Annotated in this window: 1 protein-coding gene; it reads left to right on the forward strand. The window is 50.1% G+C overall.

Annotated features, from left to right (window positions below; genetic code table 11):
* Positions 1-454: hypothetical protein (locus tag NP589_RS21605; protein WP_256608817.1), on the forward strand; the 454-nt coding region annotated here is incomplete at its 5' end.
* Positions 455-686 lie beyond the last annotated feature (232 nt).

Below are 686 nucleotides of genomic sequence, written 5' to 3' on the forward strand. Positions count from 1 at the left end.
GGGGTCCGCTCCAGAAGTTGACGAAATAAGGTGCTCTGCGGTTCTTTTACGAAGGCAAATCCTTGAGTCGCCAGCAGCGGGAACGTTACATCCGAGCGCTAGAAGCAGGATAGTTCAAGGAAAAAGTCCGGATTTTTTACTGCCGATTAAAGAAAGGTGTGCAAGAGCGGGTATCAGCTACAAATACCATTTAGGTGCAAAAATGTTTCTTTCAGCATATGTACATACTCATCCGATCGCGCTTCATCAGCTAACCAATTTCAAGGCTGGTGATCCTAATAGCCTTACTTTGCTTTCCGTGCCTATTCGATACGCAATGGCGTTTCTTGCTAAATCTTTAGAGTTAATGAGAACTCTTTTTGGGGAAGTATTGCCATTACCAGACGAGCCATCCAAGACGGCGATCATAGTATGGGCGGGTATAGCGGCGGAAGGGGTTAGTTCCGGTAAGTAAACATAATCGGAGGAATGAAATGTTTCAAATTCGTGAGCGTATCATACGCTTCGATGCTCTTTAGGGTAGAGGCATGTGCCGCATCGTCGCCCAGTCATGACTCTCCACGACCTCACTCATCAATTCGCTTCGGAAGGCCGAATCTAAGCCATCATCCTGCGTCCGGCACGCGGTGAGCCGGCGGTTGTCGTCGATGAAGTCCGCGCGGAGCCGGGGCGGGGGGTGCTGGGCG

The sequence above is a fragment of the Methylomonas rosea genome (assembly GCF_024505055.1).
Lineage (GTDB): Bacteria > Pseudomonadota > Gammaproteobacteria > Methylococcales > Methylomonadaceae > Methylomonas > Methylomonas rosea.